Source organism: Paenibacillus sp. fava2, assembly GCF_058313675.1.
This window is the reverse complement of the sequence record NZ_CM177755.1, coordinates 6,360,001-6,382,539: the sequence shown is the minus strand read 5'-3', so window position 1 is coordinate 6,382,539 and position 22,539 is coordinate 6,360,001. Positions and strand designations below refer to the sequence as shown.

At 52.2% G+C, this 22,539-nt stretch carries 22 protein-coding genes and 1 rRNA gene; 19 read left to right on the top strand and 4 right to left on the bottom strand.

The window, feature by feature from the left end:
• The first annotated feature begins 219 nt into the window (after positions 1–219).
• Positions 220–1,413 carry a class I SAM-dependent methyltransferase gene (locus AC4G46_RS28105; protein WP_491125579.1) on the top strand — a complete coding sequence of 398 codons (1,194 nt, stop codon included), beginning with the start codon at positions 220–222 and terminating at the stop codon, positions 1,411–1,413.
• Positions 1,414–1,593: 180 nt separating this feature from the next.
• Positions 1,594–3,762 (top strand): O-antigen ligase family protein, encoded by a 2,169-nt coding sequence (locus AC4G46_RS28100; RefSeq protein WP_491125578.1) that lies wholly within the window; start codon positions 1,594–1,596, stop codon positions 3,760–3,762.
• 299 nt (positions 3,763–4,061) lie between these two features.
• Here AC4G46_RS28100 and AC4G46_RS28095 read toward each other — a convergent pair whose 3' ends face one another.
• From AC4G46_RS28095 to AC4G46_RS28085, 3 genes are all read right to left on the bottom strand, one after another.
• Positions 4,062–5,252 (bottom strand): IS256 family transposase, encoded by a 1,191-nt coding sequence (locus AC4G46_RS28095; RefSeq protein ID WP_491125291.1) that lies wholly within the window; start codon positions 5,250–5,252, stop codon positions 4,062–4,064.
• 271 nt (positions 5,253–5,523) lie between these two features.
• Positions 5,524–6,177: an SdpI family protein gene (locus tag AC4G46_RS28090; RefSeq protein ID WP_491125577.1), complete on the bottom strand. Its 654-nt coding sequence runs from the start codon at positions 6,175–6,177 to the stop codon at positions 5,524–5,526.
• A complete protein-coding gene (locus AC4G46_RS28085) occupies positions 6,177–6,512 on the bottom strand; it encodes an autorepressor SdpR family transcription factor (protein ID WP_491125576.1) in 336 nt (111 codons plus the stop codon). Before AC4G46_RS28085 ends, AC4G46_RS28090 begins: the two co-directional genes overlap by 1 nt.
• A gap of 216 nt (positions 6,513–6,728) precedes the next feature.
• On the opposite strand from AC4G46_RS28085, the gene uptA reads away from it, so the two are divergent.
• The 15 genes from uptA (at position 6,729) to AC4G46_RS28010 (ending at position 18,993) form a co-directional block, all read left to right on the top strand.
• Complete coding sequence (gene uptA, locus AC4G46_RS28080; RefSeq protein WP_491125575.1) at positions 6,729–7,343, top strand: undecaprenyl phosphate transporter UptA; 615 nt, start codon at positions 6,729–6,731, stop codon at positions 7,341–7,343.
• The gene (locus tag AC4G46_RS28075; protein ID WP_491125574.1) at positions 7,340–7,906 is read left to right on the top strand and encodes a thioredoxin family protein; all 567 of its coding nucleotides are present in this window, start codon (positions 7,340–7,342) and stop codon (positions 7,904–7,906) included. Before uptA ends, AC4G46_RS28075 begins: the two co-directional genes overlap by 4 nt.
• A gap of 4 nt (positions 7,907–7,910) precedes the next feature.
• On the top strand, positions 7,911–8,543 hold the full coding sequence (locus tag AC4G46_RS28070; RefSeq protein ID WP_491125573.1) for an MBL fold metallo-hydrolase: 633 nt from the start codon (positions 7,911–7,913) through the stop codon (positions 8,541–8,543).
• 186 nt (positions 8,544–8,729) lie between these two features.
• Positions 8,730–8,960 carry a hypothetical protein gene (locus tag AC4G46_RS28065; protein ID WP_491125572.1) on the top strand — a complete coding sequence of 77 codons (231 nt, stop codon included), beginning with the start codon at positions 8,730–8,732 and terminating at the stop codon, positions 8,958–8,960.
• A gap of 39 nt (positions 8,961–8,999) precedes the next feature.
• Positions 9,000–9,554 (top strand): RNA polymerase sigma factor SigY, encoded by a 555-nt coding sequence (sigY, locus tag AC4G46_RS28060; protein ID WP_491125571.1) that lies wholly within the window; start codon positions 9,000–9,002, stop codon positions 9,552–9,554.
• Complete coding sequence (locus AC4G46_RS28055; protein WP_491125570.1) at positions 9,547–9,876, top strand: DUF5345 family protein; 330 nt, start codon at positions 9,547–9,549, stop codon at positions 9,874–9,876. Before sigY ends, AC4G46_RS28055 begins: the two co-directional genes overlap by 8 nt.
• Entirely contained in the window at positions 9,873–10,088 is a 216-nt protein-coding gene (locus tag AC4G46_RS28050) for a hypothetical protein (RefSeq protein ID WP_491125569.1), read from the top strand. Before AC4G46_RS28055 ends, AC4G46_RS28050 begins: the two co-directional genes overlap by 4 nt.
• Positions 10,089–10,239: 151 nt before the next feature.
• Complete coding sequence (locus AC4G46_RS28045; RefSeq protein WP_068729631.1) at positions 10,240–10,623, top strand: ATPase; 384 nt, start codon at positions 10,240–10,242, stop codon at positions 10,621–10,623.
• Between the two features lie 139 nt (positions 10,624–10,762).
• Positions 10,763–11,050 carry an Asp-tRNA(Asn)/Glu-tRNA(Gln) amidotransferase subunit GatC gene (gene gatC, locus AC4G46_RS28040; RefSeq protein ID WP_068729629.1) on the top strand — a complete coding sequence of 96 codons (288 nt, stop codon included), beginning with the start codon at positions 10,763–10,765 and terminating at the stop codon, positions 11,048–11,050.
• A 23-nt stretch (positions 11,051–11,073) separates the two neighbouring features.
• Complete coding sequence (gene gatA / locus AC4G46_RS28035; RefSeq protein WP_491128997.1) at positions 11,074–12,531, top strand: Asp-tRNA(Asn)/Glu-tRNA(Gln) amidotransferase subunit GatA; 1,458 nt, start codon at positions 11,074–11,076, stop codon at positions 12,529–12,531.
• 52 nt (positions 12,532–12,583) lie between these two features.
• Positions 12,584–14,029 (top strand): Asp-tRNA(Asn)/Glu-tRNA(Gln) amidotransferase subunit GatB, encoded by a 1,446-nt coding sequence (gene gatB, locus AC4G46_RS28030; RefSeq protein ID WP_491125568.1) that lies wholly within the window; start codon positions 12,584–12,586, stop codon positions 14,027–14,029.
• Positions 14,030–14,120: 91 nt separating this feature from the next.
• Positions 14,121–14,591: a GNAT family N-acetyltransferase gene (locus AC4G46_RS28025; RefSeq protein WP_090720253.1), complete on the top strand. Its 471-nt coding sequence runs from the start codon at positions 14,121–14,123 to the stop codon at positions 14,589–14,591.
• Positions 14,592–14,632: 41 nt separating this feature from the next.
• Positions 14,633–16,495 carry a DUF4097 family beta strand repeat-containing protein gene (locus AC4G46_RS28020; RefSeq protein ID WP_491125567.1) on the top strand — a complete coding sequence of 621 codons (1,863 nt, stop codon included), beginning with the start codon at positions 14,633–14,635 and terminating at the stop codon, positions 16,493–16,495.
• A 132-nt stretch (positions 16,496–16,627) separates the two neighbouring features.
• Positions 16,628–17,059 (top strand): peroxide-responsive transcriptional repressor PerR, encoded by a 432-nt coding sequence (perR, locus tag AC4G46_RS28015; protein WP_068729621.1) that lies wholly within the window; start codon positions 16,628–16,630, stop codon positions 17,057–17,059.
• A 206-nt stretch (positions 17,060–17,265) separates the two neighbouring features.
• Positions 17,266–18,993 carry a glycosyl hydrolase family 18 protein gene (locus tag AC4G46_RS28010; protein WP_491125566.1) on the top strand — a complete coding sequence of 576 codons (1,728 nt, stop codon included), beginning with the start codon at positions 17,266–17,268 and terminating at the stop codon, positions 18,991–18,993.
• 129 nt (positions 18,994–19,122) lie between these two features.
• Here AC4G46_RS28010 and AC4G46_RS28005 read toward each other — a convergent pair whose 3' ends face one another.
• Positions 19,123–19,491, bottom strand: a complete 369-nt coding sequence (locus AC4G46_RS28005; RefSeq protein WP_090720336.1) for a DUF2614 family zinc ribbon-containing protein — start codon at positions 19,489–19,491, stop codon at positions 19,123–19,125.
• 129 nt (positions 19,492–19,620) lie between these two features.
• Between AC4G46_RS28005 and AC4G46_RS28000 the strand changes: the two genes are divergently transcribed.
• Complete coding sequence (locus AC4G46_RS28000; RefSeq protein WP_491125565.1) at positions 19,621–20,496, top strand: nucleotidyltransferase-like protein; 876 nt, start codon at positions 19,621–19,623, stop codon at positions 20,494–20,496.
• Positions 20,497–20,946: 450 nt separating this feature from the next.
• A 16S ribosomal RNA gene (locus AC4G46_RS27995) occupies positions 20,947–22,494 on the top strand.
• Positions 22,495–22,539 lie beyond the last annotated feature (45 nt).

The following is a 22,539-nucleotide window of genomic DNA, read 5'->3' as shown; positions in this document are numbered from 1 at the left end:
AAATTTACTGAATAGCACAGATGCCCCGGGAAGTGTCAAGACAGGCGTCTGTGCTGTCTTTTTTTAATGCTTCTAACGGGTTGCAGTGGTTTTGTTTACTGATAGAAGACTATTAGAAGACTGTACATGAGCTTGTTATAATATCCGGGTGCAGGACATGCTATAATATAACGGCTACTTAAGACGAACCCGTTCTTTATTTTAATATGTGAAAGTGAGATGTACCCTGTGGAATCTTTAAATACATTAATCGTACAACTGATTAACAACCGCACCTTAATAACGGCAACATTAAGCCAGCTGCGCAGTAAAGGTGAGGTATCTTACACCAAAGTACAGATCAAGCCCGTCGAGCTTAAAGGCAAGCTGCACTATCAGTTTGCCTACTATACCGGACCTAAGGTCGAGCACCGGAATATCTCCGCTGAAGAAGCAGGGGCTGAAATAATGGCACTGCTGCGGGCAACCTTCCGCCAGGCGCTGCTGTGCACAATTGAGGCGGACTATCAGGTGCTGATCAGCAAGAAGTATAAAGTATCCATCCTGACGAAGTCTGCCAGCAAGCAGGAAGCGCCTGATCTGGCCCATAACCGCAAGAAGCGCTATGTGCTGGATGAGGGAGAGCCGGTGCCATTCCTGGTAGAGCTGGGGATTATGAACAGCGAAGGCAAGGTTTTGGCCAAAAAATACGATAAGTTCCGCCAGATCAACCGCTTTCTGGAGATGGTTGAGGATGTGCTGGGTGACCTGCCGGCCGGCCGGCCGCTGACCATTGTCGATTTTGGCTGCGGCAAATCCTATCTGACGTTCGCGCTGTATCATTATCTGGCCGTCCGTGAACGCCGTGAGCTGAATGTCGTCGGACTTGACCTCAAGGCGGATGTCATTGCCCACTGCAGCCAATTGGCAGCCAAGCTTGGCTACAGCCAGCTCAAGTTCCTTGTAGGCGACATTGCTGATTATAATGAACTGGATCAGGTGGACATGGTAGTCACTCTGCATGCCTGTGATACAGCTACGGATGCTGCACTTGAAAAGGCAGTCCGCTGGGGCGCATCGGTTATTCTCTCAGTCCCCTGCTGCCAGCATGAGCTGTTCAGCCAGATTGAGAGCGAGGTGCTTAATCCGCTGCTGTCGCACGGCATTCTGAAGGAGCGTTTCTCGGCGCTTGCCACCGATGCCATCCGGGCCAAGCTGCTGGATCTGATGGGTTACCGCAGCCAGCTGCTGGAGTTCATCGACATGGAGCATACCCCGAAGAATATTCTTATTCGTGCCGTCAAAGCCGGAGGCGGGGACAACGCCGCCAAATGGCGTGAATACAGCGCCTTCCGTGATTTTCTGGGGGCGAAGCCGTATCTTGAGCGTGTCTGCGCAGACCTGCTCCCAGCGGAGTTAACGGCGCAGGACTGATAGCCGCCGGGGCTGCAGATGATGGAAGTCTTGCCGTACAGATAGTAGCTATAATGCTTCAATGAACAGGACAGCGTTCTCCTCCGGGAGAAGCGCTGTCCTGTTTGCTTTGGGATTCCGGCATATAAATTTTCCAATTTGCGGGAAAACTGACGGATAACAAGGTACATGGAGGTAACGATGGAAATCAACAGAATCTGGCCCCGGCTGCGGCGGTTTACGAGCCGTGGGAGTGCAGGCATGCTGCTTTTGGCTGCAGCAGCAGCATGCCTGCTGCGCGGGCTTTTTTTTGCCCGGGAACTGTACGGTCTTCTGGCTGTATGGTTCGGCCTGTGTGCTGCTTTTGCCGTCTTTGCGGGCATCGGTGTAAGAGCTGCCGGAGGCAGGGATGAGACAGCGGAGGGTGGGAATACCGGGGGTTCCCATCAGGCGGGGAATTGGATGATTATTATTCTGTTGGGCTCTCCCATGCTCATTCTTGTTTTATATGCGCTTCAGCTGCTGCGTGGGCCGCTGTCGGTGCAGGGAACGCTTAATGAGCTGTTGCGCTGGGGGCTGTACGGAAGCTTTGCTTATTTCGCAGCTGTTTGTGCAGGCAGCCGCCGGGGTGCGGGATTTCTTGCAGCACTCTGGCATACGCTTGGCATGGTCCTCTGTCTGAGCGGCCTGCTGGCAGCCTGCGGATTGCCGCTCCGTTACGCGATTGCCTATACGGACTCCCCGGCAGTCAGTGCTACCGGAGCAAGGTTGGGCGGGCTGCTCCAGTATCCGAATGCCTTCGGTGCTGTGATGGCCGTGTTCCTGCTGGAGCGGGCCATGGCGGCCGCGGAGGCGGCTGCGCGTGACAGCCATCGCGCGCAAAGTACCGCGAGGCAGCTGCTGTGCATGCTGCCTCTGTTCCCGTACGCCGCCGCGCTGCTGCTCAGCGAGTCGCGCGGCGCGCTGCTGGCTGCGGCCTGCGCCGCCGCCGCAGCCCTGCTCTGGAAGCGGCGGCTGGCCGCGCCGCTTCTGGTCTGCGCCGCCGCGCCCGCGGCTGCTGCGGCGCTGCTCTGCCGCCAGCTGGCCCGCACCGGGCTGGCGGCAGAGCCTTTGCCCGGCCTGCTGCTGCTGGCCGGGTGCTGGGCCGGCGCGCTGCTGGCCGGCCTGTGGCTGTGCCGCCGCTGCCGGGGCGCGGCGGGCGGGCAGTTCGCCGCCATGCTGCTGGCGGCGGGGCTGTGGACGGCGGCGGGGAGCGCCGTCCTGGCACTGCTGCGCGGGCGGATCAGCGGGCCGTCTCCGACGGCCGCCGCCCGCGGGCTGTTCTACCGCGACGCGTGGCGCCTCGCGGGGGAAGCCCCCTGGCTGGGGCAGGGGGGCGAGACCTGGCGCAGCGCGTACCTCGCTGTCCAGTCCCGCCCCTATGTGGGCAGCCAGGTCCATAGCGGATACCTCGATATTCTGCTGAATCTCGGTATCGCCGGAAGTGCCGCTGTGCTGCTCATGCTGCTGGCAGCAGGAATACTAGCGGGCAGGAATGCCCCCGGGCTGCTGCCCCCGCTGCTTGTAATCCTCCTGCACGGCGCAGTGGATTTCAGCTGGAGCTACGGGCTCTTCTGGCTGCTGCTGTTCTTGCTGACAGCAAGAACGCTTGCCGAATCGCCCCGGCACCGGTTTACCAGCCCCCGAAGGGGCACCGAAATGAATCGCCGTGCTTCGGCACAGCAGGCAGGAGTACGTGTATTGCTGATAGCAGTGGTCTGTTTCTGTCTGATACTGAGCGGACTTTCCTTCAAGCTGTGGAAGGCGGAAGGCTTATTCAGGCAGGCTGTCCGTTCTGCAGAACCAGCAGTACAGAATAAGCTGCTCCAGGAAGCGCTGCATCACAATCCTTACGATCCCCGTATAGCTGTAAGTTTTGCGGGACTGCTTCCGCAGGAAGAGAAGGAGGAGCTGCTGCTCCGCAGTCTTGAGTACTCCCCGGGAGGTGCCGGTCTGCACTGGATGCTGGCAGAAGCCTGCCTGAAAGGCAATGAGCCGGGGACAGCGTTGTACTGGGTGAGAAGAAGCATTGATTTGGACAGGTTTAACGCCTTCAAGTGGAGGAGGGCAGCAGAAGGCATGCTGCAGATGGGCCGCCGTTCTTTGGCAAAAGGGGATCTGCAGCGTGCCGCAGCCAGTGCGGTTGCCGGACAGGAGCTGGTGAGGGGATACCGGCTGCTTGCATTTCAGGAGCACAATAAAGGCCCGGAGCATAATGACCGCAGCTTTGAATTCTCTGGGGGAATTGAAGAGGTGGGCGCAGAGCTGAATCGGCTGATTGCAGCAGCTTACAATGTGCAGCCAGTGCAGACTACTGCTAATTCCCAATAAACCTCAATGCCTTCCCTACCTATTAGGCCTGCACGTATCGTTGGGACTCTATTTTGGTTAGACAGCTTGAGAGAATCGCTCTAACTAAGTGGATTTTTGCTACTTAAAATCGCTTTTTAACTTGTAATCCAGTTATTAGTTGGAAAAACGTCACTTAAAAACGCCTGAATTCCCGAACTGGAGGTAGCGTCAAGAAGTTTGTGTAAGAGAGTAGAAAGTAACTTCTCGGGTGTCCGTTAGTGAGTGCAAGTGTTCTTTGGGGCGGGGGAACCCCGCCCCAAAGAACAAGGGGAATTGGACTACTTCTCTTGCCCTTCCCGCACCGGGTATCGCACTTCAAACATCTCGTTCAGTTTCTTCTTTACCTCCAGATCACCGAAGCCGCGAATGACCCGTTCGGCAAAACGTTCATTGTAGTCTATTACATCCAGGTAGACAATTTTCTCTGCCGCATCCATATTGGTGAGACTGTTCATCGGCTTCAGGCGTTTTCGGATTTCCTTGTTCATTCGTTCAATTGGATTGGACGTGTAGATGGCTTCTTTTATGAGCGCGGGATACTTATAAAAGGTCAACAGCGTGGGCAACTGTTCTTCCCAAGACCGCATTTCTTTCGGGTAGAGCTTGCCCCATTTGGCCTTCACCGTGTCAAACGCAGCCCGGGCCAGATCGTGGTCTGCAGCCGTGTAGATCGTCTTCAGATCTTCAATGACTTCCGTTTTGTGCTGAACCCGAATTTTCGGAAAGGTCGAACGCACTTTGTGGACGATACAATGCTGCACATCCGCCTTCGGATAGGTTTCACGGAACGCTGCACCCAGTCCCGGCAGTCCATCAAACACACCCAGCAAGACTTCCTGGACACCACGGTCGTAGAGGTCTTTGAGCACCTCGCGCCAGCCGTTTGCGCTCTCTTGGCCGCCTACGTAAAAGCCAAGGATCTGGCGGTGACCGTCTTCGTCGATCCCCATGGCGAAATAAACGACTTCTCCGCTCACGGTGCTGCGCTTGAGCTTCACATATAAGCCGTCCAGGTAGATGACGGAGTAGCGTTTGTTTAACGGGCGTTTCTGCCACTGATGAATGTCGTCAAGTACCGTAGCTGTAATGTTGCTAACGGTCGTGGGAGAGTAGTGGCTGCCGAACATACTTTCAATGAACCGGGCCACATCTCGCGTTCCCATGCCACTTTTGTACATCTGGATGACAGCTTCCTCAAGCCATCCATCCCGTCTTTGGTAGGGCTCAAATAATTGCGTTTGGAACAGACCCTGACGGTCGCGGGGGACCTCTAACTCCTCCACATTGCCGTACTTGGTGTGCAGGTTTCGTGTGTAGTATCCGTTGCGACTGTTGTGGTTCCCGGCTTCCTCACTGGTCATGAATTGCTGGATTTCCGCCTTCATAATGGACTCCAGATTGTCTTTTACAAATTGGGTGACAAGATTTTCAAATAGATTATTTAACATGTTTTCGGGTAGAATAGTCATCGAGTAGGGTCCCTTCTTGGTGGTGTCGTAATCCCGAGAATACCCTACTTTTTTGTTGCCTGACTAGGCTCCAAATCCTGGTACACAACTTACTTTACGCCATCGAACTGGAGGCAAATGACCTGAAATAAATAGCAAAAATCTGCTTAAATCTTATAAACACTTAGAAATAGTAGAATTAAGTGCCGATTTTCCAACTAAATTGGTTAATACCGTAGTTTAATCGGCAGTATGGCCGCCGAATACTGCCTTTACTGAAATCAGTCGTAAACTATGCCTTCATCCGCTGCGAAATGAGCCACGAATAAACATAGGGAACAAGGACAGCAATCAGCAGGGAGGTGATAATCAGGCTGATGGACGCAGTCTTGGGCAGAAAAGCAGCGAGCATCAGCAACAACCCGCCGGCTACCCACATGTATCCCGAGAAGCGGTGAGTTTTCCGCCAGACCTCGGGGCTTGCAAGCGTCCAAGGTGTTTTGATACCGGTGAAATAGTTGTCTTTAATCTGCGGCATGTAGTTGCCCAGCGCGATGAATAGTACTCCCACAGCAGCAATTGCAAGCTTGCCCGCAGCAAAATCCGGATTGAGGCCTTTGGCTACAGAAAGCACCAGCATGGCATCCATCAGAACGGCGATGGCCAGACGGATCATTTTGTAAGCTCCGGTAAATTTGCTGTAGTTATCCTTCTTGGGGTCAATCCGGCGGATGAACTGCATAGCTAGCGGAAGCACGAGGCCAAGGACGGCGCCTTGGATGATAATCGAGCTTTTCGGCCAATATCTGTTCACTTCCCCGGTAATGCTGAACTGGGCGGGCAGCTGCTCCGGCAGCTTGCTGTAATTGACCAGTGCGTATCCGAGCGTCAGCACACCCAGTATAACAATCAGCGTGTCCTGCCATTTCCACTTAAAATCCCTCATCACAATTCCTCCTTGTCAGATTGGAGCTTCCGGCGCGGGAGATCCCCGGCTGCAGGCGGCTCAGCTTCACTGTTTTTCCCGGCTCCCGTCAGTTCCAGGAACCATCCCAGGACCTCCTCAAGCACAGTCGTATCGAGTGAATATACGATAAACTGCCCCTTGCGCTCATCCTGTACCAGTCCGGCATGCTTCAGGGCGCTCAGGTGATGCGAGATACTCGGTTTGGTCATCTGAAAATAATCTGCAATCTCACCGGCAGTCCGGTCCTTCTCACGCAGCAGCCGGATGATCTGTCTCCGGGTTGGATCGGCCAGCGCCTTAAAAGATTCATTCATGTTCTGTCCGACCTTTCGATATTTAAATAATTGTCTAAATATATAATTGCGCATATTCCTGTAATTGTCAATGGCCGATCCCTAGTTACGGGCTGCAACTAGAAGTTGTAAGTCTGCATATGCTAGAATAAGCTAGGAGAAGGCTGGTACATAGCAGAGAAATGCCGGGATTTCCGGATGTTTACATTCTGTATCCAAAAGGGAGGAGGGCTGCAGTTGCATTATATATCTGAAATGATCTCACATCTGTTTGAATGGATTCAGAGTCTTGGCTACTTCGGGATTATGATCGGACTGATGATTGAGGTCATTCCGAGTGAAATCGTACTCGCGTTCGGCGGCTATCTGGTTTCACAGGGTGACATTAATTTCTTCGGGGCCATTATATTTGGAACAGTCGGAGGGGTTATAGCCCAGATCTTTGTCTACTGGATCGGCCGTTATGGCGGAAGACCGGTGCTGGAGAAATACGGAAAATACATTTTTATTAACAAAAAGCACATCGACCATTCAGAGGAATGGTTCAAAAAGTACGGTACAGGGGTTATTTTTACCGCGAGATTCATTCCGGTTGTCCGTCATGCGATCTCAGTGCCTGCCGGCATCTCACGTATGCCGCTGGGTAAATTTACACTGCTGACCACACTGGCAGTAATTCCTTGGAGTGCCCTGTTTGTCTATCTGGGATACACTCTGGGCGATAAATGGGAGACGATTGACGAGGTTGCCGGCAAATATACCCATGAGCTTATCCTGGTCGCTATCGCTATTATCGTTATATACTTCCTGTTTAAATGGTATAAATCCAAAAAGAAAGGTAGTGCAGCATGAAGCAGAATGTAGCCCATAAATTCGGACAAGGCCTGACCCCGCGCCAGTTCGTGGAGAGCATGACCAAAAATCAGCAGGCCTTTGAATCCTGGTATGAGAAGTTTGCCTGGGAGAATGCGGATGACTGTGAATTTTTTGAAAGCCTGAACCACCGCGATGATCTGCGTGTGCTGATTCTGGCTGCCGACTGGTGCGGCGATGTTGTACGCAATGTGCCGGTTGTCTTCCGGATTCTGGAGACCGCAGGCATCAAGACCGAAGTGCTGATTCTGGAAGAAAACCAGGATCTGATGGATGACTTCCTGACGATGGGCGGAAGATCGGTGCCTGTGGTTATTTTTGCCGACACCGGCGGTTACGTGCTGGGACATTGGGGGCCGCGTCCGGAGCATGTGCAGTCGCTGATGCGGGCTTTCAAACAGGAGAATCCGGACCGGGATGCTGCCGATTATGACAGCAAAATTGCTGAAGTACGCAAGGCAATGGGGCAAGCCTACGGGGAAGGTACAGAATCGCACGCAGTCATCGCCAAAGAACTGCGCAGCCTGATTTCCGGTTTCTGATCCTATGCTGAATATACGTTCCTATAATCTGGGTCCGCTCCAGACCAATGCCTATCTTCTGACCGGAGCTGACCCGCAGCGTGGAGTGATTATCGACCCCGGCATGAATCCTGCTGCCCTTGTACGCGCCATAGAGAATATGGAGATTAAAGCCATCCTGCTGACACATGCCCATTTTGACCATATCGGCGGTGTGGATGAAATCCGCAAAGCCAAAAAATGTCCGGTATATGTTCATGCCCTGGAAAGCGAGTGGCTGGTCAGTCCCAAGCTGAACGGTTCACTGATGTGGCCGGAGGCTTCACCTCCGATCAGTACAGAGCCGGCGGAATATGATCTGGCCGAGGGCCAGATTCTGAAGCTGCTAGGGCTTACCTTCAAGGTTTTTCATACCCCGGGGCATTCTCCGGGCAGCGTCAGCTTCCTCTGCGGGAATGATCTTTTTTCCGGAGATGTCCTGTTTAAGCTTGGTGTGGGACGCACGGATCTGCCGGGAGGCCGGGAGCGTGATCTGGTTGATTCGCTGCGCGGCAAGCTGTACCGTCTGGACGAAGAAGTAAAGGTATACCCCGGACACGGCCCGCGGACGACCATCGGCTTCGAGCGCCGGAACAATCCTTACGTACCGATGCAGTGACGTTATTCCTTCATAAGCGACAAAAAGCGAGAAAATAGAGATGGACAGAAGGATACAAAGTTGCTACAATAACGTTAATTAAATGTAACATTTACCTCGCGAAGCACGCAGACTGCGGAATTAATCCCGGTTTGCGTTCTTTTTTTGTCTGTGTATACGGGTTTTATTTGTATGGGAGGAAGTTAATTGAAGAACGATATCATTGATCTATATGATTGCTCGAACTTAAGCGAGGCCGATTTGAAGGCTGAAAGCATAGAGGGAAAGGCGTTGTACCATCTACAGGCGAAGAAGACTGAGGTGCTCAGAGAGACACCGAGCCATTTATGTTTTTGGCGGTTTCCTGACGGCCGGGGGCGCTATCAGTCCTGGCGGCGCAGATTGTGGGAGCTGCAAAATAACCGTGACCGTGAATGAACGATCCGGCAATCCTGTACGTATTACAGACGGCCATAAATGAAGGAGGAGCGAAAGAAGCTGATGAGCGAAGGGACGCTGGAGTTAATCAGGCAGGCGCAGCAGGGTGATCTTTCGGCGCTGGCCGGGCTTCTGCGGGATCACTACAACTTCCTGTTCAAATATTTGATCAAAGCTACCATGAACCCTTCCCTGGCGGAGGAGCTGGCACAGGACACCGTCGTGCGCGCTATGGAGAAGATCGGCAGCTATAACGGCACATCCGCATTCTCCTCATGGCTGATCACGATTGCAACCCGGCTATATATTGACCGCAAACGGCGCTGGAAGAGGGAAGCAGATTGGCTGCGCCGGGAACGGGGGACAGCGGCCATCCGCTGGCGGTTCGAGAGCCGCAATATGGAGTGGAGCGAAGTGCTTGATGCACTGTCGCGGCTGCCGCTGCCCCAGCGTATTGCCGTATTGCTGAAGCATTATTACGGCTACAGCTATGAAGAAATCGGCAGCATTATGGAAGTTCCGCCGGGAACCGTTAAATCGCGTGTGTCTGCAGGGTTGCAGCAGCTGAGAAAGGAGCTGAAAGAGGATGAATAATGATACAGGGAACAAGAAGCTGTTAAACAAGCTGTCTGCTGAGCTGGACCGGCTGGATGCGCAGTATGATGACATCCCGGCACCGTCCTTGCCGGCAATGCAGCAGTTTTTGGCTGCAGAAGCTATCCGCAGACGCCGCCAGAGCCGCCGGGAGCTGCTGCTGTTTTGGCTGGCCGCACTATTCCTCCTTAGCATTGTTCTGGCCGTTCTGGGATTTGCGCCTGCAGTTTACTGGGTTCTTCAAGCGGTAATTCCGCTTGCTGCACTTGGCGGTCTGGCGGCGGTTAGGATCAGGCGGCGACTGGAGGAAAGAGATCAATGAAGGAGCTGCATGATGTACCATATTGGCTGTGGGCTGTCATTGCAGCCATACTGCTGGTTCAGGGAACCTGGATGTTCCGAGATGCCCGCAGGCGTGATAAAGGCAGGGCTGCCTGGTTCTGGGGATTATGGGGGATGACCGGATCTCCAACTCCGCTGGTCGTTTACCTGCTGTTCATTGTGCTGCCGCAGCGGCGCAAGCAGGGACGCTAACGCTGAACCTGTGCTATATAATGCTGTTTTTCAGAAAATTTATGTGAACTTTCATTTAACACTCCTGCAGCTGCTGGACAGCTCTAGCTTTTTCTAGTAGACTGTTGAAACAAGTAGAACCATGATAGATTTTGGAGCAGGAGGTAAGGCGATGCTGCGGTTGGGAGAGAAAATTGTCATTGTTGCTGACGCGTTTGAACAGAGTCTTCCTATCGGAGACTACGGCTACCTGATTGCTTATGACCGCAATCCGGACAATGCGTTCGATTATGTCATCCGTGTCCCTCAGGCTAACAGGAATTTTTATGTGACTGCGGAGGATATTGAGGCAGAAGAGCAGCTGCTGGAGGCGGAAGCCGAAAGAGCGACCCATGAAGCGCTCATCGACTACGCTTTGTCAACACATAACGAGAAGCTGTTTCATCATCTGATGAACGGCGATGATGCGGAAGTCCCGGAGGCGGAAGCAGCACCTAAAGAGAGCATGTCCCAGGCGGAATTCATCAAACAGGTGAATCTCCGGGCCTGGATTTAAGGAAGGCCGGCGCAAGCCGGTCTTTTTGTTATGCAGATAAGGCCGGAAGGACAAGTACATTGAATTGTCCAGGCTTCTACAATATAATTAAAAACGTTATCCGGGCGCTTTAGCCCTTTAAACAGGAGGGATATTCGGTATGAGCATTACTGTCAAAGATGTGCAGCATGTGGCCAAGCTGGCCAGACTGCAATTAAGCCCGGAAGAAGAGGCTGTTTTTACTGAACAAATGAATGCTATCTTACAATATGCTGAGAAATTGAATGAGCTGGATACAGAAAATGTTAAGCCTACTACACATGTGCTGCAGGTCAGCAATGTGATGCGTGATGATGTGGTGAAGGAGAGCCTGTCCCAGGAAGAAGCTCTGCTTAATGCGCCTGAGGATGAAGAAGGTCACTTCAAGGTTCCGGCTGTACTGGAATAACTATACCGAAAGGAGGAAGAATGTTGAGCCTGTTTCAATATCGATTGCCTGAATTACATAACATGCTGCACAGCAAGGATATTTCCGTCAGCGAACTGACGGAACAATCGCTGGCTGCAATCGCTGAGCGTGACAGCAAGGTGCATGCATTTTTAACACTGAATGAAGAGGGGGCCCGCCAGTCGGCGCGGATGCTGGACGACAAGCTGGCCTCCGGAGCGACCCGCGGCCTGCTGTTCGGCCTTCCTGCAGGAGTTAAGGATAATATTGTAACCAAGGGGCTTCGCACTACCTGTGCCAGTAAGTTCCTGGACAATTTCCAGCCGATTTATGATGCAACCGTTGTCTCCAAGCTGCGTCAGGCCGATGCAGTAACCATCGGCAAATTGAACATGGACGAGTTCGCCATGGGCGGCTCCAATGAGAATTCTGCTTACGGCGCCGTGCGCAATCCGTGGAATCTCGAGCATGTTCCCGGGGGTTCGAGCGGCGGTTCGGCAGCGGCTGTAGCTGCCGGAGAAGTATTATTCGCCCTGGGTTCCGATACAGGCGGCTCCATCCGCCAGCCGGCATCCTATTGCGGAGTAGTCGGCCTGAAGCCAACCTATGGCCTGGTGTCCCGCTACGGCCTGGTAGCTTTCGCTTCCTCGCTGGATCAGATTGGCCCGGTTACCCGTAATGTTGAGGATTCCGCTTATGTCCTGCAGGCCATTGCAGGCTATGATGCCCAGGATTCGACCTCGGCCAAGGTGGATATTCCCGATTATCTCAGCGCTTTGACCGGCGACATCTCCGGTCTGCGCATTGCCGTGCCGAAGGAATATATCGGCGAAGGCGTGGATGCATCCGTACGTGAGCAGGTCATGTCAGCCCTCAAAGTGCTTGAAGGTCTTGGCGCTGTATGGGAAGAGGTCTCCCTGCCGCATACCGAATATGCGGTGGCAGCTTATTATCTGCTTGCTTCATCAGAGGCTTCCTCCAACCTGGCCCGTTTTGACGGTGTCCGTTATGGTGTCCGTGTCGATGACGGCGGCGGCCTGCTGGATCTGTATCTTAACTCCCGCAGCCGCGGCTTCGGCCCTGAGGTGAAGCGCCGGATTATGCTCGGCACCTATGCCTTGAGCTCCGGTTATTACGATGCTTATTATTTGAAGGCGCAGAAGGTGCGCACCCTGATTAAGCAGGACTTCGATGAAGTCTTCAAGAAATACGATGTAGTCATCGGCCCTACAGCGCCGACGACAGCATTTAAGCTGGGCTCGCAGACGGAAGACCCGCTGACGATGTATTTGAACGATATACTGACCATTCCGGTCAATCTTGCCGGCATACCTGCGGTCAGCATTCCTTGCGGCTTTGCCGAAGGCCTGCCGGTCGGACTGCAGATTATCGGGAAGGAATTTGACGAGAGCACCGTGCTGCGCGTAGCGCATGCCTTTGAACAGAATACAGATTACCACAAAGCGCGGCCACAGCTGTAAGTCCCGCCGGATAAGACTGTGTACGAGTACAGGCTCACAAAACTTTTAAGGGATGAGATCATTTATGTCTAAATACGAAACGGTCATCGGGCTGGAAGTTCATGTGGAGCTTCATACCAAGTCCAAAATTTTCTGCGGCTGCTCGACGGAATTCGGAGCTCCGCCCAACACCCATACCTGTCCGGTCTGCCTCGGGCATCCCGGCGTGCTGCCGGTCTTGAACCGCCAGGCGGTAGAATATGCAATGAAAGCGGCGATGGCGCTGAACTGCACGATCGGTGATGTCAGCAAGTTCGACCGCAAGAACTACTTTTACCCCGATTCGCCAAAAGCCTACCAGATCTCGCAATTCGATCAGCCAATCGGCCTGAACGGCTGGATCGACATCGAGGTGAACGGAGAAACGAAGCGCATCGGCATCACCCGTCTTCATCTGGAGGAAGATGCAGGCAAGCTGACTCACGTTGACGGCGGCTTTGCCTCACTGGTTGACTTCAACCGTGTAGGTACACCGCTGATCGAGATTGTCTCCGAGCCCGATCTGCGCTCGCCTGAAGAGGCTCGGGCTTATCTCGAGAAGATCCGCGCGATTATGCAGTACTGCGATGTCTCCGATGTTAAGATGGAGGAAGGCTCGATGCGCTGTGATGCCAACATCAGCCTGCGCCCTGTGGGGCAGGAGGAATTCGGTATCCGCGCCGAGCTGAAGAACATGAACTCCTTCCGCGGCGTACTGCGCGGTCTGGAATATGAACAATTCCGCCAAGGCGAAATCCTGGATGACGGCGGAGTGGTAGTGCAGGAAACCCGCCGCTGGGATGAGGCCCAGGGTAAAACCCTGTCCATGCGCGGCAAAGAGGAAGCTCACGATTACCGTTATTTCCCGGATCCGGATCTGATCGTCCTGCATATCGACGATGCCTGGAAGGAATCCATCCGTTCGACTATTCCGGAACTGCCGGATGCCCGGCAGGCCCGCTACAGTGAAGAGTTTGGACTGCCTGCTTACGATGCCGGCGTGCTGACTTCCTCCAAACCGCTGGCTGATTTCTTTGAAGGCAGCCTGGCCTATACGAAGGATGCCAAAGCCGTTGCCAACTGGATGATGGGTGATTTGCTCGGGTATCTGAACAGCAACAGCCTTGAACTGTCCCAGGTCAAGATTACTCCGCAGGGACTGGGCGAAATGATCGGTCTGATCGCTGGCGGGACTATCAGCAGCAAGATTGCCAAAACCGTATTCAAGGAAATGCTGGAAAGCGGCAAGCTGCCTGCAGTGATTGTAGAAGAAAAAGGACTTGTGCAGATCAGTGACGAAGGTGCGATCAAGCAAATTGTCGAAGCAGTCGTAGCGGCTAACCCGCAGTCGGTAGAGGACTACAAGGCCGGCAAGCAGAAGGCAATCGGCTTCCTCGTAGGGCAAGTCATGAAAGAAAGTAAAGGCAAAGCCAATCCGGGTCTTGTAAACACACTTCTGGCTGAAGTGTTGAACGGCTAGAACCGGTTTTGGGTAATTTATTATAGGATCTTCAGCTCAGGGCTTGTCGGCAAACGGCAGGCCCTGTGCGGCATATAAGGGGAATGTGCGGATGAATACAATAACCAGGCTGGATCTGCAGGATGATTACACCCTAAGCGAGCTCTGGAGTCTTCAGCATAAAGCCTACCGGCTGGAGGCCGAGATGATTGGTTTTCATGAAATCCCTCCGCTGATGGAGACGAGAGAGATGCTGGCGGCGGTTAAAGAGGCGTTCTACGGCTGCTTTGATGAGAGCGGAGATCTGCTGGGTGCGGTTGCTGTTCTCGAAGAAACACCGGGCAAGCTGACGGTTACCCGGATGATGGTGAATCCGGAGCATTTCCGCCAAGGCATAGCGGGAAGTTTGCTGGAATTTATTTTTGGGCTTTATTCCGGGATAGAGCAGTTTATAGTATCTACAGGGAAGCTGAATCACCCTGCCGTTACACTGTATACGAAGCATGGATTCATTCCTGCGAGTGTAGAGGAAGTGGCTCCGGGAGTGGAACTGATTGAGTTTTACCGGGGTGGGCGGCTTTGAGCAGGAAGAACTATACCTTTCGAGAAAGGAAGAGTCCCGATATGAGTTCCGAACAACAGCAGGATGAATCTGTTATGCTGCCCAAGCCGCCTGTAATACCGCCACGCCAGAAAAAACGCCCCCGGAAGCGTAAATTTATAGCAGGGCTGCTCGCAGCTGTTATTCCGGGTGCCGGACATCTTTATTTGGGGCTTCTCCGCAAGGGGATTTCTTTCCTGTTCATTATTTTGCTGGATATCGCGGCGATGCTTTATTTCTCTTCTATCGGCATGCAGATCAACGTTCCGCTGCTTATTTTACTGGCACTGCTGATTCCGGTCGTTTATTTCTACAATGTGTTTGATGTTCTGCAGTCTGCAGACCGTATACTGCGGCTGCCGGAGGAATCCGAGCCTGAATTGCCGATAACAGCGGCAAAGACAGCCAGATCCTGGATCAGCGAGCCGGGGATCTCCTTTGGACTGATGCTGCTTATCGGCGGGGCGCTTATGTTCCTTTTCCGGCAAAAGCCTCCCTGGCTGCAGCAATTCCTTGAGACCTATGCCGGAGTTGCGGTTGCGGGAGTGCTGATTCTCTGTGCGCTGTGGCTGGGAGTACGCGAAATTGCTAAAAGCATCCTGATCCGAAGAAGCGATGAACGCCGCCCCCGCCGGGTAGGCCGGTATACAGCGGCAGTGGTTCTGGCAGGTGTGGGTATTTTTCTGCTGCTGGACTGGCTTAACGGTACCGAGACTATGATGCTGCTGCTCAAGTGGTGGCCGCTGATTCCCGTGCTGTGGGGCGTGGAGTATTTGCTGATTACCTTGTTTACACGCCGTAGGGGCGTAACGGTGAAAGCTCCAAGGCCCCGTATGGATTTGCGCGGGCTGCTGTCAGCATTGATACTGGGTGCCAGCGTATTTATCGTGGCTGAACAGGAGCATTATCTGCACCTGTGGAACAAGGTCAGTATGAACCTGACTGTGGCCGCAGTGGATTACGGGGAAGCCGCAGGCAGCCGGTATGAGAAGGCGCCGCTGGTTGTACCGGTTGAGCTTAACACCTCCAAGATTACAGTTGACGGCATTAACGGGGATATCCTGATCCACCGCGCCGCTGTAGAGGATATTGAGATTACAGCCACTGTGTGGGTTGATGAACTGGAAGGTGCGCAGGCTGAGGCGGTCTCCGAGCAATCTTTTGTACAAGTTGAGGAAGGGCCGACGATCAAAATTACTCCCCAATATCAGACTTACGGCGATTCCGGCAAACGCCAGCCGCGTATAGATCTGGATATCTCGCTTCCGGAAGACCGGCGGTTCAATCTGGATGTCCGGACGATGAACGGCGGCATAACGTTACAGAACGTAGAGGCCATCGAGGATATTGCTCTGGAGACGGGGAACGGTGAGCTGATTCTGCACCGCATTTTCGGGAACATAAAAGGGAAAACACTGAACGGCGCGGTCCGCGCACGTACCGTTCAAGGAAGCGTTGAGCTTTCAACAGGAGGCGGAAGTATGGATGCCTGGGATATTACCGGTCCGCTGAAGCTCTCCACAGTTGTCGGCAATATTTCCGCCACAGGCAGCGGAGATGAAGTGAATCTGTCGAGCAAAAACGGTAATCTCGAAGTTGACGGTGCAAGGGCGAAGCTGCATGCGGAATCATTGAACGGCACAATTAATATTCGCTCAGAGGTGCTTGGCGGTGACTGGGAGGTTTACAGCGCAGTTGGAGACATCGATCTTTATCTGCCTGCTGATGCCAATTATACATTGAATGGATCGAGCGGTTACGGGAATATCAGCACGGACATTGCCGGACTGGCCATTGACAAAAAAACTGTCATTGGTGAAGTGGGCACCGGCGAATTCAAGCTGAATGTGGAAGGGAACAGCAGTTTAAATGTGAAGGAATATTGAAAAAAGTAATTTTTATTATATAATAATGAATATAATGTACTTGGCACGTTGACAACATTCAAAGCAGGGTTTTACAATTACAGTATAGTTTTGGATTCTTATTATTGTTTTAATTTAAAGGCGGTGGAATTGATGGGTAGTGGCGTACAGCATGCATTGGAACAATTGAAGACTACCGGTGTCCGTATTACACCCCAGCGTCATGCAATTTTGACGTATCTGATGGAAGCGTTGAATCATCCTACGGCAGACGATATTTATCGTGCGCTGGAGCCGCAGTTTCCAAGCATGAGCGTGGCGACAGTATACAACAATCTGAAGATGTTTATGGAAGCCGGAATGGTGCGTGAATTGACCTACGGTGATAATTCGAGCCGCTTTGATGCCAATGTATCCGATCATTATCATGTCATCTGCCAGGAATGCGGTAAAATTGAGGATTTCAGCTATCCCTCGCTTCATGAAGTTGAGCACGCGGCCGAACTGGCAACAGGCTTTAAGGTTCACGGATTGCGGATGGAGATGTATGGAGTCTGCCAATGCTGCAGTGAGAAGAAGCATTAAACGTAGAGTTGCTTATAGTCAGGAAACGATCTTATAACGTGTGGTATCCGTTAACGGCTGCCACGCGTTTTTTTGTTTAACTGGAACATTGAGGCCATATAATGCCGGTTCTTCCAGCAGATTCGCGAAACCAAAGTGTCAAATATAGCGTATACTTAAAATTGGTTACTGCACTTAAATCTATTGATAGTTTTGGAGGATATATTTTGAAGAGCAGACAGAGACAAGGACGCACTAAAAAGCGTGGAAGCCGTCTTCGCCGTTTTATTGGACTTGTTATAATTGCCGCAGCCGCTTATTGGGTCGCTTTTTATGTACTGCCTAACCGCGAGCATACCGATCCTGATTGGAAAGGACTGCAGCAGCCTATTTTTGTTAAAGGGCAGCTAACCGGCTACTCCGCCAGCGGCACAGGCGACGGCCTGCTTTTACCGCTTCCGTTATTGCAGGAGTATGTTGACCCGGCCATCCGTTATGAAGAAGCTACCAAATCAGTTATCCTGTCTACAGATAATGATTTGCTATATATGCAGGAGGATTCAACTTCAGCAAGCCTCAATAACGAGCCTGTTCAGCTCAGGCTTGCTCCCGAGGAACAGGACGGGGTAACCTATCTTCCGGCAGACTCCCTTGAGGAGCTGTATGGTCTGGAGGTAGAGGAGGACAGCAGTACAGGTGCTGTTCTGCTAATGACTGCCGGAGAGAGTGTGCCAATCGGCACTGTCAAAGGGAAAGCGGATGACCGCACCAAGGCGCTGCGGAGTGAAGCAACCATTCATGCGCCTATCGTAGCGGACATGCCTCCAGGGACTGTTGTGCGGATCTGGAATACTGATGATGAAGATGAAGACTGGCTGTATGTGCAGATGAGCAGCGGTTATACAGGTTATATAAAAGCTGAAGACATTACCGCCGACGGTGAAAAGACCGTTGAGCAACAGGAGTACGAGCCTACGCGTGCAGAACGCAGCTGGAAAGGAAAGGCTGTGAATCTGTTCTGGGAAGCCGTATATGAGCGTAAGCCTAACCCGGCAAATTTCGGTGAGCTCCCGGGGATTAATGTGGTCAGTCCGACCTGGTTCAGCATTATAGATGTTAACGGAAATGTCCGGAGCAAAGCGGACAAGGCCTATGTAGAGTGGGCCCACAAGCAGGATATGGAGGTTTGGGCTCTTCTTAGCAACAGCTTTGATGCCGACCTCACTACTGAGGCGCTATCAAGCTATGAGAGACGGATGACGACGATTGTGCAGATGCTTGAGTATGCTGATTTATATGATCTCGATGGTATTAATATTGACTTTGAAAATGTGTATACCAAGGACGGAGGCAATGTTACCCAGTTTATGCGGGAGCTGAAGCCGATGGCCCAGGCCAAGAATCTGATTGTTTCGATTGATGTTACCCCCAAGTCCAATAGTGAAATGTGGTCCTTATTCCTGGACCGGAAGGCTCTTGGCACAGCAGCGGACTTTTTGATTGTGATGGCTTATGACGAGCATTGGGCGTCCAGTCCCAAAGCGGGCTCCGTCGCATCCTTGCCATGGGTCGAGAATTCCATCAGCCGGATTATAGAGGAAGATGATGTACCGGCCGAGAAGCTGATTCTCGGGGTGCCTTTATACACACGGATCTGGACCGAGACAAAGGAGAATGGGGAGACAAAAGTCAGCTCCAAGGCTGTCGGAATGAAAACAGTCCAGGAGCTGTTGGCAGAAAAGAAGCTGACGCCTTCCTTCGATAACAAGACGGGACAACATTATGTTGAGTACAACGAAGATGGCAACCTTCATAAAATCTGGATCGAAGACAAGGTTTCCCTGAAAGCAAGAGTAGGGCTCGCGAAGTCGTTCGGGCTTGGCGGGGTTGCTTCCTGGACGCGAAGCTTCGGAACGCTTGAGGCTTGGGAAGCATTGCAGGAAATAAGCAAGTAGATGATTTGTAATGTATAAAAAATAAGGTACTCCCGTCAGGGAATACCTTATTTTTGTATTTCAAATGATCTTTCAGTGATTTTTCAGTAGAAGAGAAGATAATAAAAAGATGGCTATGCATAAGGCTTGTTAAGGATGGCTGGACTGTTGACTCTCAAGCTGCTCAGCTGTAATGGTTGCCTGGGCGGGATCGCGGGTGAGCAGGGTATGACAGAACATGCAGCGGTCAGTTTTGCCGAGCATTTTGGTCAGTTTGTGGCATTCGGGACATTCCAGCTGAACAGCGCTCGTAGACAGCATGCCGGCCCAGAAGTAGATGGCCAGACTGGCCATCATCGAGATCAGGCCGATAACAAGGCCGATTGCCGCTGCTATCTTGCCGGCTGAACCCCAGAACACGATTCCTGCTGTTCCTGCAATCATCAGGCCCATTCCGAGCATTGTGAGCAGAAGTCCCCAGGTGCGAAAAGCGTTGATTTTAGCCGATTTCATCTTCATGAGTATTTGCTCCTAACTAAAATATAGTTGGGACATCCAGAAGGAACTGACATGAATATGTAGAATATTAATATGTATGAGAATTATAACTGACGTGACGCGAAATCGCCAAATTTGATGGAGGGAAGCATGGAACTATCCAATTTGACCCTATTGAGTGGAGAAACGTTTGATGAAAGTGTCCTTGGTGCTGTAGTACTGAGGCAAAAAGGGAACGCCCCGTTTCAGAGCGCGCTGCTCCACGATTTTGATATGGTGGTGCTGATGCTGCACGCAGAGCAGGAGAAGGAGCGGGTATTGACCCACACCATTGCAGGTGACAGACGGACACAGACAGTTCATGTCGGTATGCCTGCACTTGAAAGAGCGGTACTGGCCGGTGACAACAATGAATTATTAACGAGTCTTATGGCCGGTGAGGTGATTTGGGATCCCGAGGGAATCCTAGGAGAGATGCGGCGTGACATTCTCCGGTTTCAGGGGCCGCTCAAGGAACGGGTATTGTTTATGGAATTTGCCCGCTTTCTGCATATGTATGTAAAGTCCAAACGTTATATAGAAGCCCGGTGTACAATGGATGCATATAATTGTGTGCTTATGGCCTTGTATCATTGGGCCCGAATTGAAGTAAGTGAAGCAGGGTGCTTCCCGAATCCGGCGGTATGGGAGCAAGTGAAGAGTCTGAACACTCCGGTTCATAAGCTTTATGAAGAACTAACAGTAAGCACGGAAACACTAGAGCAAAGAATCGAGCTTATTCTGCTTGCCTGTGAATTTGCCCTGATGTCCAAGATGTCAGACTGTTGCAGTCTGCTGCTGGACATACTCGGGAGCCGCAAAGAATCCTGGAGTATCAAGGAATTGTTACAGCATTCCGGTCTAAGTCCGCTTGGGGCAGAACTGCCGCTGGTGCTTCGCAAGCTGGTGTCACGTTCACAGATAAGAGAAATTACAGCTTGGGCTGATGATGCTTCCGAAGGGCATGCAGTCCGCTATACACTATAAATACAGCTGAATAGGTTAAGCTAAGGAGAGGAAGTGTACTCTCTTTTTTTGTTTGTTTTTAATTATAAAATGGTCCGGATCAGCCAAAAAACAAACCGAAATATTAAGGGTTGACTCGAGTGTTGAATCTGTGATAAATTATAACTCGTCCCTCCGACACACCAAGATGCTGAAAGGCAGATGGTGATCAACTGAAAAAAGAAATTAAAAAAAGATGTTGACAAAAACGAGGGCAACATGATATATTATAAAGGTCGCTGCTGACGAGAACATCGACGGTAACGACGAGCTTGATCTTTGAAAACTGAACAACGAGTGAGTATCGGAAATCACTTCGGTGATTCCAAAACTGATGATTTTCGCAGCGTCTTGTACGCTTTAGAAATTCATCTTGAGAATGTAAATTCTCGTCAGATGTTTCAAAATGAGCGAATCGCTCTTTTCAATACTTTATTGGAGAGTTTGATCCTGGCTCAGGACGAACGCTGGCGGCGTGCCTAATACATGCAAGTCGAGCGGAGTTTATCCTTCGGGGTAAGCTTAGCGGCGGACGGGTGAGTAACACGTAGGCAACCTGCCCCTTAGCCTGGGATAACTACCGGAAACGGTAGCTAATACCGGATAATCCCTTTCCTCGCCTGAGGGAAGGATAAAAGGCGGAGCAATCTGTCGATAAGGGATGGGCCTGCGGCGCATTAGCTAGTTGGTGAGGTAACGGCTCACCAAGGCGACGATGCGTAGCCGACCTGAGAGGGTGAACGGCCACACTGGGACTGAGACACGGCCCAGACTCCTACGGGAGGCAGCAGTAGGGAATCTTCCGCAATGGGCGAAAGCCTGACGGAGCAACGCCGCGTGAGTGATGAAGGTTTTCGGATCGTAAAGCTCTGTTGCCAGGGAAGAACGTCCGGTAGAGTAACTGCTACCGGAGTGACGGTACCTGAGAAGAAAGCCCCGGCTAACTACGTGCCAGCAGCCGCGGTAATACGTAGGGGGCGAGCGTTGTCCGGAATTATTGGGCGTAAAGCGCGCGCAGGCGGCTATTTAAGTCTGGTGTTTAAACCTTGGGCTCAACCTGAGGTCGCACTGGAAACTGGGTGGCTTGAGTACAGAAGAGGAAAGTGGAATTCCACGTGTAGCGGTGAAATGCGTAGAGATGTGGAGGAACACCAGTGGCGAAGGCGACTTTCTGGGCTGTAACTGACGCTGAGGCGCGAAAGCGTGGGGAGCAAACAGGATTAGATACCCTGGTAGTCCACGCCGTAAACGATGAGTGCTAGGTGTTAGGGGTTTCGATACCCTTGGTGCCGAAGTTAACACAGTAAGCACTCCGCCTGGGGAGTACGGTCGCAAGACTGAAACTCAAAGGAATTGACGGGGACCCGCACAAGCAGTGGAGTATGTGGTTTAATTCGAAGCAACGCGAAGAACCTTACCAGGTCTTGACATCCCTCTGAATCCTCTAGAGATAGAGGCGGCCTTCGGGACAGAGGAGACAGGTGGTGCATGGTTGTCGTCAGCTCGTGTCGTGAGATGTTGGGTTAAGTCCCGCAACGAGCGCAACCCTTGACTTTAGTTGCCAGCAGGTAAGGCTGGGCACTCTAGAGTGACTGCCGGTGACAAACCGGAGGAAGGTGGGGATGACGTCAAATCATCATGCCCCTTATGACCTGGGCTACACACGTACTACAATGGCCAGTACAACGGGAAGCGAAGCCGCGAGGTGGAGCCAATCCCAGCAAAGCTGGTCTCAGTTCGGATTGCAGGCTGCAACTCGCCTGCATGAAGTCGGAATTGCTAGTAATCGCGGATCAGCATGCCGCGGTGAATACGTTCCCGGGTCTTGTACACACCGCCCGTCACACCACGAGAGTTTACAACACCCGAAGTCGGTGGGGTAACCCGCAAGGGAGCCAGCCGCCGAAGGTGGGGTAGATGATTGGGGTGAAGTCGTAACAAGGTAGCCGTATCGGAAGGTGCGGCTGGATCACCTCCTTTCTATGGAGAATCGTCATCTGCAATGATGACATTCAAATCGGAAGC

Excerpts from the sequence above, each read along its gene's own strand:
- AC4G46_RS28025 (WP_090720253.1), top strand. The coding sequence starts at position 14,121 with ATGAATACAATAACCAGGCTGGATCTGCAGGATGATTACACCCTAAGC.
- AC4G46_RS28105 (WP_491125579.1), top strand. The coding sequence starts at position 220 with ATGTACCCTGTGGAATCTTTAAATACATTAATCGTACAACTGATTAAC.
- AC4G46_RS28000 (WP_491125565.1), top strand. The coding sequence starts at position 19,621 with ATGGAACTATCCAATTTGACCCTATTGAGTGGAGAAACGTTTGATGAA.
- gatC (WP_068729629.1), top strand. The coding sequence starts at position 10,763 with ATGAGCATTACTGTCAAAGATGTGCAGCATGTGGCCAAGCTGGCCAGA.
- AC4G46_RS28085 (WP_491125576.1), bottom strand. The coding sequence starts at position 6,512 with ATGAATGAATCTTTTAAGGCGCTGGCCGATCCAACCCGGAGACAGATC.
- AC4G46_RS28005 (WP_090720336.1), bottom strand. The coding sequence starts at position 19,491 with ATGAAGATGAAATCGGCTAAAATCAACGCTTTTCGCACCTGGGGACTT.
- AC4G46_RS28050 (WP_491125569.1), top strand. The coding sequence starts at position 9,873 with ATGAAGGAGCTGCATGATGTACCATATTGGCTGTGGGCTGTCATTGCA.
- perR (WP_068729621.1), top strand. The coding sequence starts at position 16,628 with ATGGGTAGTGGCGTACAGCATGCATTGGAACAATTGAAGACTACCGGT.
- AC4G46_RS28095 (WP_491125291.1), bottom strand. The coding sequence starts at position 5,252 with ATGACTATTCTACCCGAAAACATGTTAAATAATCTATTTGAAAATCTT.
- gatB (WP_491125568.1), top strand. The coding sequence starts at position 12,584 with ATGAGATCATTTATGTCTAAATACGAAACGGTCATCGGGCTGGAAGTT.
- AC4G46_RS28100 (WP_491125578.1), top strand. The coding sequence starts at position 1,594 with ATGGAAATCAACAGAATCTGGCCCCGGCTGCGGCGGTTTACGAGCCGT.
- AC4G46_RS28090 (WP_491125577.1), bottom strand. The coding sequence starts at position 6,177 with ATGAGGGATTTTAAGTGGAAATGGCAGGACACGCTGATTGTTATACTG.
- sigY (WP_491125571.1), top strand. The coding sequence starts at position 9,000 with ATGAAGGAGGAGCGAAAGAAGCTGATGAGCGAAGGGACGCTGGAGTTA.
- AC4G46_RS28045 (WP_068729631.1), top strand. The coding sequence starts at position 10,240 with ATGCTGCGGTTGGGAGAGAAAATTGTCATTGTTGCTGACGCGTTTGAA.
- AC4G46_RS28020 (WP_491125567.1), top strand. The coding sequence starts at position 14,633 with ATGAGTTCCGAACAACAGCAGGATGAATCTGTTATGCTGCCCAAGCCG.
- AC4G46_RS28055 (WP_491125570.1), top strand. The coding sequence starts at position 9,547 with ATGAATAATGATACAGGGAACAAGAAGCTGTTAAACAAGCTGTCTGCT.
- AC4G46_RS28075 (WP_491125574.1), top strand. The coding sequence starts at position 7,340 with ATGAAGCAGAATGTAGCCCATAAATTCGGACAAGGCCTGACCCCGCGC.
- AC4G46_RS28070 (WP_491125573.1), top strand. The coding sequence starts at position 7,911 with ATGCTGAATATACGTTCCTATAATCTGGGTCCGCTCCAGACCAATGCC.